Origin of the sequence: Dissulfurimicrobium sp. (genome assembly GCF_049968175.1) — a bacterium.
GTDB classification, from domain to species: domain Bacteria; phylum Desulfobacterota; class Dissulfuribacteria; order Dissulfuribacterales; family Sh68; genus Dissulfurimicrobium; species Dissulfurimicrobium hydrothermale.
In genome coordinates this window covers 1-6,913 of the sequence record NZ_JBMFRG010000030.1, presented here as the reverse complement: position 1 = coordinate 6,913, position 6,913 = coordinate 1, and the positions used below count along the sequence as shown (strand labels likewise).

Below are 6,913 nucleotides of genomic sequence, written 5' to 3'. Positions count from 1 at the left end.
TTTTAATATGCCTCTTCGTAGGTCAGGTCTTTTTCCGTAACCTTACCCCTTAAAAAGATATAGACCCATGTTTGATAGGCGATCACGATAGGCACTATGACCAGGGCCACGACCAGCATGATCTTCAATGTAAGTTGGCTTGAGGCCGCATTAAAGGCCGTTATGCTGTAGTTAGGATTGAGGCTTGATGGCAGGAGATCAGGGAAGAGCCCTGCCACGCCGAAAAAGGTGATAAAGAGTATGGTGGTGCTTGAGGCGAACCACGCCTTCCACCAGTTCATCCGTCCGATGAAGACTTTTGTTATCAAAAGTGCCGCTACCGCGATCAAAGGTATGATCATGAGCACCGGTGTCTTGAGGTAGTTGTTAAAGAGATGGGTGGCGAAGAACGTAAAGGCAAGGAACAGTATCGCCACTACAAGTAGTATGGGCCAAAGCCTGGATGCCATCCGTCCGGCCCTTGTCTGTAGATCGCCCTCGGATTTTATTGCAAGCCAGATAGAGCCGTGGAGCATGAATAGGAGCACAAAGAGTACACCACCGGCAATGCCATAGGGGTTTAGGAGGGTGAGGAGCCCGCCTTGGAATACCCCGTTTTCATCTATTGGGATACCCTGAAATATGTTTGCAAAGGCGATGCCCAAAAGGAGTGCGGGCAGAAAGCTTCCAATAACTAGACACGCATCCCAGATTGAGCGCCAACCCGGGCTGTCCACCTTATTGCGGAATTCGAACGATATCCCCCTTAAGATAAGGGCGAACAGGAGCAGGAGTAGGGCTGCATATAGACCGTTGAACATGACTGCATATGCCACCGGGAATGCCGCAAATGTAGCGCCGCCCGCAGTGATCAGCCAGACCTCGTTTCCGTCCCAGAACGGGCCCATGGCGTTATAGACAATCCGCCTTTCCTGTTCGTTTTCGGCCAATACGGGCATTAGCGAGCCAAGGCCCAGATCAAAACCGTCGAGCATGAAATATACCGCCCAGAGTACACCCCATAGTATGAACCATATAGTCTCAAGCATGATGACGCCTCCTTTATTTTTTTTTTTTTGATCTGTCTAAGCCTTGGCCGGATTTGGGCCCTTGCGGGCATATTTTGCAAGTAGATAAAAGTCCACAACACCCAAAAACGTATAAAGTATTACAAACGCCGCCAAAGAGACGGCCACCTGAGATACCGCAAGCACTGATACGGCATCGGATGTCCGCATGAGCCCGTATACGATCCAAGGTTGCCTGCCCACTTCCGCAACTATCCAGCCCGCTTCGTTTGCTATATATGGAAGGGGAATGGCGCAGACCATTAGTTTCAAATACCCTGGATATTCTTCTATGTCGTTGCGTTTAAACCAGCCTATCACGGCAAGGACTGCAAAGAGAAACCCAAGACCCACCATTATCCTGAACGACCAGAAAGTAAGTCCTACAGGTGGACGGTCTTGGACCGCAAAGTCCTTAAGACCTTTTACTTCAGCTGAGGCCCTATGGAAGGCAAGCAGGCTCAGTGCGCCAGGGATTGGCAGGATCTCTACACTGTTTCTCTCATTCTTTGCATCAGGGATCAGGAATAGGTACATCGGCGCATAAGAATCCGTCTCCCAGTAGGATTCCATGGCGGCAAGCTTGGTAGGCTGTGTCTCCGCCACCTCGGAACCGTTTAAGTGGCCGTTGAATACCTCGAATAAGGCGAATATGAGTGTGAAGGTCACTGCGGCATTGAACGATTTTTTAAAAAAGACGACCTCGTTTTTTCTGAGGATATGATAAGCTGAGACGCCTATTACAAAGAAACCGGCCAAGATGTAGGCGCCGCTTATGGTATGCAGGAATTCCAGCACTGCAAACTTGTTCGTGATGACGGTTGTAAAATTGTCCAGTTCAGCCCTGCCGTTTCTTAGCACATAGCCGACAGGCCTTTGCATCCATGCGTTTGCGATGAGTATCCAAAGGGCCGAGACATTGGACGCAATGGCCACCAGCCAGATAAAGACCGCATGCGTCTTCTTTGAGACCTTGTCCCATGTGAATATCCAGAGGCCTGCGAAGGTGGATTCCAGGAAGAAGGCCAGCGTAGCCTCGATGGCCAGGAGCGAACCGAAGATATCGCCTACATATTTTGAATAGCGCGACCAGTTGGTGCCAAATTGAAACTCCAACGTGATACCGGTCACGATCCCCAGTGCGAAATTGATAAGAAAGAGTTTGCCCCAAAACTTGGCAGCCCGTTTGTAATCTTCATCCTCGGTCCTTACATACATGGTCTCAAAGACCGCGGTCAGAATCGAAAGCCCTAAGGTCAACGGGACAAAGAGAAAGTGAAACATAGTGGCGGCAGCAAACTGCAGCCTCGACAACATCAATACATCCATAATCCTACCCCCTGTCTTTGATTTTAAAGGCCTTTATGCCCTTTTGTTTGTCTGATTTTGCCATGCCGCATAGATACGATTCAGCGGATGCCCTCGCCTGTCTTTCTCGTTCTATCTCCATCCTTATTCGGTAAGCGCAGTCTCTGATCACCCCAAACAAGAGTCTACAGCCGTCGTTTTGGCAGTCAGCGTCCGCCCTGTCAGCAAGTATGATCATATCGCGGACCATTTCTAAGGCCATATCGATTAATTTATTATCATCTTCCATAAAATCGTCCGTTTTATTCTTTTTAAGAAACCTCATGGGCACTACTGACATCTCGGCCCTCTTCACATCACCCTGTCTGCTCCTTATCGTAAGTGGATAATGGCACGGGAGTCCGGATACATCTCTCTTGCCGTCGCAAAAAGAACACCTGCTGTCGCAGAATTTGCCAGGAAACGCCTCGTGACAATCCTTGCCGAGTATGTCTTGACGGTTGTAGCCTGTGATCTCTTCCGCCGCCCTGTTGAAATAAAATATGCGCCTTTTTAGGTCATGGGCGATTATGCCGTCGTATAGATTATCCATGACCAATTCCGCGTTCTTTTTTTACCTGAATGAGGGCGTTGAAATAGCCCTGTTCAAAAAAATCATGGGTCAGTTGAGATATCCTGTCCCTCATTCCCCGCAAGATGCGGATATCGTGGTATGGTGGACCGGTTTCCACATCTTCGTCAACCGCCCATTTGATGAAAATCGGATTTCCTGGGAGCGCCTGGTATCCCGGACATTTCTCATTGCCGAAACATATGATCAGGTCAAAGAGGTGGAGATTTATCTCGTCGATCGGGATTATCCTTTCAGGAAGCCCAAGGCCCGCCTCAGCCATTATCGTCGATTCCGAAGGCGTCCACTCCGCCACAGGTCTGCCCCCGACTAATATGGCGAGCCCATCATTTTTTAAGGTCTTTGCGACCGCCGCGGCGATTGCAGGTTTTATTGGGTATCCGTCCGCGACGAACAGCAGGGAACGATCATTGCGGCTTGCTTGCATAATTCATCTCTTGCCCCCTCGGCGCAATCTTTGGCGACGGTATCCTAATCAATTCCATTCGTCCAAAATAATATATGCATCCTTTTTACTTATCGCCTGCCGGGCTTGAAGGCGCCTTGTAATCTTCCTTTTCGCCTATGCGATCTGCTATTAGTGAGCCGTACATTCTTTCAAGCGGATCAGGAGACACAAGGAATGGTTTTATATATACGATGGCCTTGCATTTTTTTAAAAAGTCCGGGTTTGTCTCAGATATCCTCATGATCCCCCGGAGCGCCCCTTTCCTTAGTGGGGCATATTCAAGATAGTTGCCGTCTTGCCGTATATAAGAAAGCAGTATTTGTCCATACTCTTCTAGGAGGCCCTTGTGCCTTGCCATGGCCTCTGCCATCGCCTCCGGCGCACCCCAGCCGATGCCGCCTGATTCGTCATTGAGGCTCCACATAAGCCGGCGCATTACAATGCGGGCCGCCTCCATGTCTTCTCCGGCAAGTCTTTTCATCATGTCACCAAAGGCAGAGACGGCTTTGAGTCTCACCACCTCGTCAGGCGAGTAAAGAGATGGAATGAGGGTGTTTATGGCCTTTTTGGCAGAGAGGCCGGAGAGCTGGCGCAGTACCTCTTCAAGTCCTTTTTCCCTCAAGGTTTGCCCCAGCGCCCGCCTGTCCATGCCTAGTCTGCCTTTACGGCCTTACCTATTCTCCTGCCCATCTCAACACATTCTTTGAGGTCTGGGTGTGCCGGGACGTATTTTATGCGGATGCCGGGCTCTGTGACCGTAAACTTCATCTCTTCCATGGCCTGATTCATCTGCTTTACCGCCTCGCCGCTCCAGCCGTATGAGCCGAATGCCGCGCCGATCTTGTTGCCGGGCTTCAGCCCCTTCATATACTGAAGAAAGCCCGCCATACGAGGGAGCATGCCGTTGTTGAGTGTGGGGGATCCGAGAACGACCGCCTTGGCGTCAAGGACCTCGGTTATGACGTCACTCCGGTGGTTTACCTGCAGGTCCAGGAGCTGGACGCTTACGCCTTCATCCATGATCCCGTCCGCAACCGCCTTCGCCATCATCTCGGTGCTGTGCCACATGGTGTCATAGATCACCAGCGCCTTTTTCTTTGCCTTGTGGCTTGACCAGTCGTCATAGGCCTTGAGGATGTCTGCTATGTGAGAGCGTTTTATAAGGCCGTGGTCAGGTGCAATCATATCTATCTGCAGCCCCGATTTCCTTACATTTTCAAGGAGCTTTTGCACCAGAGGCGAGTACAGGAGCAGGATGTTTGAGTAATACTTGGCGTTGTGCCGCATGAGTTCGTCAAAATCCACCTCGTCATCAAAACGTTCGCTGGTCGCCCAGTGTTCGCCGAAGGCGTCACTGGAGATCAGGAGTTTTTCCTCTGGGATGTAAGAGAACATGCTGTCCGGCCAGTGGAGCATTCTGGTCTCAATGAACTGGATGGACCTCTTTCCGGTGCTTATCGGCTGGTTTGGCGAAACCACCTCCAATGGCCAGTCCTCCCGGTGAAAATGCTCAATCAGGGCCTTTTTGCCCATGGCTGAGCAGAAGACCTTCTCGGGCTTTATCAGGTCGATCATATCGGGCAGAGAGCCTGAGTGATCCATCTCTACATGGTTCACCACGATGTAGTCGATCTTTTCAGGGTCCATGATGGCCCTGATGTGATGGACAAGGTCGCCCTTTTTCTCTTTCTTTACCGTGTCAAATAGGACCGTCTTTTCATCCTTCATGAGATATGCGTTATAGGTCGTGCCCTTATAGGTGGAGTAGCCATGAAAGTCGCGGATAGTCCAGTCCACGGCCCCGACCCAGTAGATGTCTTTTTTTATCTCTGTTGCAGTCATTTCTTGCCTCCTTATAGATCTATAATCATGTCAAAGGGTTATTATCTCAAAGCCCCTTTCAATATATCCTGCCATAGCTACATGACCCGACATATCTGACGCTATCGGGAGTCCAAGCCTTTCCACCTCGGCCAGCACACCCATCTTTTGAGAGCAGGCCTTGCAGACCGCGTCTATGAGGCCCTTTTCTTTAACCTTGAGATATAAGTTGTTCAGAAAGTCGTCGGGTCTTTCCATCCCTGGTATGAGCCTTGTCGCCTCGCCTTCAATGACTATTCTGCCTCCCATATCCTTTTTATTGAGGTCGAGGGAATTCAAGAGGACATGCACAAAACACATGGCCTCGCCCCTGAATGCAAAGATCACTATCTTTTTCATCTTTTTCATGCCGTCCCCCAGGGTCCTGTCAGGAAGGCCGTCCTTCTCTGGACATGGCCGATCCTTAATCTATCGGATCAAATTGATCCTTTGCAGCCCCGCATACCGGGCAGACCCAGTCCTTAGGCAGCTTCTCAAACGGGGTGCCAGGCTCAACGCCGTTTTCAGCGTCTCCGACTGCAGGGTCATAGACATATCCACAAACAGAGCACTTGTATTTTTTCATTTCTGTCATCTCCTTTTATCTTTTTAGACTTCAGTTTGAGGTCCAGGTATGGCCTGTTCCTCCATAACAGATCCAGGGCCCGCAAGGGGCCTAAACATGGCCTTTGTGGCCCCGCACACGGGACATCTCCAGCCGTCGGGTAGGTCTTTAAACCTCACCCCTTTCGGTATCTTGCCCTTTCTGTCACCCCTGTCTGGGTCATAGATGTATCCGCAATTCAGGGTCTGGCACTGCCACATATCCTCTGGTCTTGACATATTTCTGCTCCTTCAGGCCTTTTGGGGCGGCGCTAGAGGCGCTTGGGATGTCTGGGGAGGCGGCGTGAATATCCTTTGAGCAAGCTCCTTGTCCACCATGAACATCCCGCCCGGAGATTGACCAGCAAGCTTCAGTCTTTGGATTACCGCGCCTACCGACGCCTCCTCTTCAACCTGCTCGGAGATAAACCACTGGAGGAATATCTGGGTGGCGTGGTCCTTTTCCTCAATGGCGATGTCCATCATGTGGTTTATGCGGCCTGTCACTGTCTGCTCGTGTTTGAGCGCATCTTCAAAGGCCTCAAGCGGTGACGCCCATTCTGCCTTTGGCCCCTTGATCTCCTTCAGAACCACCCTGCCGCTACGGTCATTGACGAAGTCGTACATTTTCATGGCATGCATGAGTTCCTCCTGCGTCTGCACCCTCATCCAATGGGCGCATCCTAGCAGGTCATTCGCCTGGAGATATGCCGCCATGGACAGATAGATATAGGCCGAATAAAATTCAAAATTTATCTGGTCGTTCAATAGGTCCTGCATCTTTTTGCTGAGCATGGTCTTTATCCCTTCCATAGCCCGTGAAGGTTACAGTATTCGCGGGCGGTTATGTTCGTTGCGTCGATGCAGAAAAAGGCCTCGGGCTTGTCGCCTGGCTTCAGGAATTCCCTATAGGCCCTGCCGTCCGCAATGAGCTCGATCCATTCGATATAGTGCTTTTCCTCCATCGGGTGAGGAACGCTGCCCACCTTGATCTTGTAGCCACCATCGACCTTCTCG

General features: G+C 50.7%; 11 protein-coding genes. All 11 read right to left on the bottom strand.

Features of this window, described 5'->3' with window-relative positions; translation table 11 throughout:
- Nucleotides 1-2: 2 nt before the first annotated feature.
- The gene (gene cydB, locus ACP5SG_RS05370; RefSeq protein ID WP_237888847.1) at nt 3-1,028 is read right to left on the bottom strand and encodes a cytochrome d ubiquinol oxidase subunit II; all 1,026 of its coding nucleotides are present in this window, start codon (nt 1,026-1,028) and stop codon (nt 3-5) included.
- A 36-nt stretch (nt 1,029-1,064) separates the two neighbouring features.
- Nucleotides 1,065-2,375 carry a cytochrome ubiquinol oxidase subunit I gene (locus ACP5SG_RS05365; RefSeq protein WP_424661678.1) on the bottom strand — a complete coding sequence of 437 codons (1,311 nt, stop codon included), beginning with the start codon at nt 2,373-2,375 and terminating at the stop codon, nt 1,065-1,067.
- 4 nt (nt 2,376-2,379) lie between these two features.
- Nucleotides 2,380-2,946, bottom strand: a complete 567-nt coding sequence (locus tag ACP5SG_RS05360) for a PAS domain S-box protein (RefSeq protein ID WP_428122680.1) — start codon at nt 2,944-2,946, stop codon at nt 2,380-2,382.
- Complete coding sequence (locus ACP5SG_RS05355) at nt 2,939-3,412, bottom strand: hypothetical protein (RefSeq protein WP_428122677.1); 474 nt, start codon at nt 3,410-3,412, stop codon at nt 2,939-2,941. The genes ACP5SG_RS05360 and ACP5SG_RS05355 overlap by 8 nt, the downstream gene beginning before the upstream one ends.
- Before the next feature lie 85 nt (nt 3,413-3,497).
- Nucleotides 3,498-4,082 (bottom strand): DVU0298 family protein, encoded by a 585-nt coding sequence (locus tag ACP5SG_RS05350; protein ID WP_237888845.1) that lies wholly within the window; start codon nt 4,080-4,082, stop codon nt 3,498-3,500.
- Nucleotides 4,083-4,084: 2 nt separating this feature from the next.
- Nucleotides 4,085-5,275 carry an FprA family A-type flavoprotein gene (locus ACP5SG_RS05345; protein ID WP_237888844.1) on the bottom strand — a complete coding sequence of 397 codons (1,191 nt, stop codon included), beginning with the start codon at nt 5,273-5,275 and terminating at the stop codon, nt 4,085-4,087.
- 30 nt (nt 5,276-5,305) lie between these two features.
- Nucleotides 5,306-5,662 carry a cytoplasmic protein gene (locus ACP5SG_RS05340; protein WP_330873301.1) on the bottom strand — a complete coding sequence of 119 codons (357 nt, stop codon included), beginning with the start codon at nt 5,660-5,662 and terminating at the stop codon, nt 5,306-5,308.
- Between the two features lie 55 nt (nt 5,663-5,717).
- Nucleotides 5,718-5,879 carry a rubredoxin gene (gene rd / locus ACP5SG_RS05335; RefSeq protein WP_424661545.1) on the bottom strand — a complete coding sequence of 54 codons (162 nt, stop codon included), beginning with the start codon at nt 5,877-5,879 and terminating at the stop codon, nt 5,718-5,720.
- A 23-nt stretch (nt 5,880-5,902) separates the two neighbouring features.
- On the bottom strand, nt 5,903-6,136 hold the full coding sequence (locus ACP5SG_RS05330) for a rubredoxin (RefSeq protein ID WP_237888842.1): 234 nt from the start codon (nt 6,134-6,136) through the stop codon (nt 5,903-5,905).
- A gap of 12 nt (nt 6,137-6,148) precedes the next feature.
- Nucleotides 6,149-6,709, bottom strand: a complete 561-nt coding sequence (locus ACP5SG_RS05325; protein ID WP_428122670.1) for a ferritin — start codon at nt 6,707-6,709, stop codon at nt 6,149-6,151.
- Nucleotides 6,697-6,913: desulfoferrodoxin family protein (locus ACP5SG_RS05320; RefSeq protein ID WP_428122664.1), on the bottom strand; the 217-nt coding region annotated here is incomplete at its 5' end. The genes ACP5SG_RS05325 and ACP5SG_RS05320, both read right to left, overlap by 13 nt.

Bases quoted from the DNA above. Each gene is read 5' to 3' on its own strand.
- rd (WP_424661545.1), bottom strand. From the start codon at position 5,879: ATGAAAAAATACAAGTGCTCTGTTTGTGGATATGTCTATGACCCTGCA.
- ACP5SG_RS05325 (WP_428122670.1), bottom strand. From the start codon at position 6,709: ATGGAAGGGATAAAGACCATGCTCAGCAAAAAGATGCAGGACCTATTG.
- ACP5SG_RS05345 (WP_237888844.1), bottom strand. From the start codon at position 5,275: ATGACTGCAACAGAGATAAAAAAAGACATCTACTGGGTCGGGGCCGTG.
- ACP5SG_RS05355 (WP_428122677.1), bottom strand. From the start codon at position 3,412: ATGCAAGCAAGCCGCAATGATCGTTCCCTGCTGTTCGTCGCGGACGGA.
- ACP5SG_RS05340 (WP_330873301.1), bottom strand. From the start codon at position 5,662: ATGAAAAAGATGAAAAAGATAGTGATCTTTGCATTCAGGGGCGAGGCC.
- ACP5SG_RS05350 (WP_237888845.1), bottom strand. From the start codon at position 4,082: ATGGACAGGCGGGCGCTGGGGCAAACCTTGAGGGAAAAAGGACTTGAA.
- cydB (WP_237888847.1), bottom strand. From the start codon at position 1,028: ATGCTTGAGACTATATGGTTCATACTATGGGGTGTACTCTGGGCGGTA.
- ACP5SG_RS05365 (WP_424661678.1), bottom strand. From the start codon at position 2,375: ATGGATGTATTGATGTTGTCGAGGCTGCAGTTTGCTGCCGCCACTATG.
- ACP5SG_RS05360 (WP_428122680.1), bottom strand. From the start codon at position 2,946: ATGGATAATCTATACGACGGCATAATCGCCCATGACCTAAAAAGGCGC.
- ACP5SG_RS05330 (WP_237888842.1), bottom strand. From the start codon at position 6,136: ATGTCAAGACCAGAGGATATGTGGCAGTGCCAGACCCTGAATTGCGGA.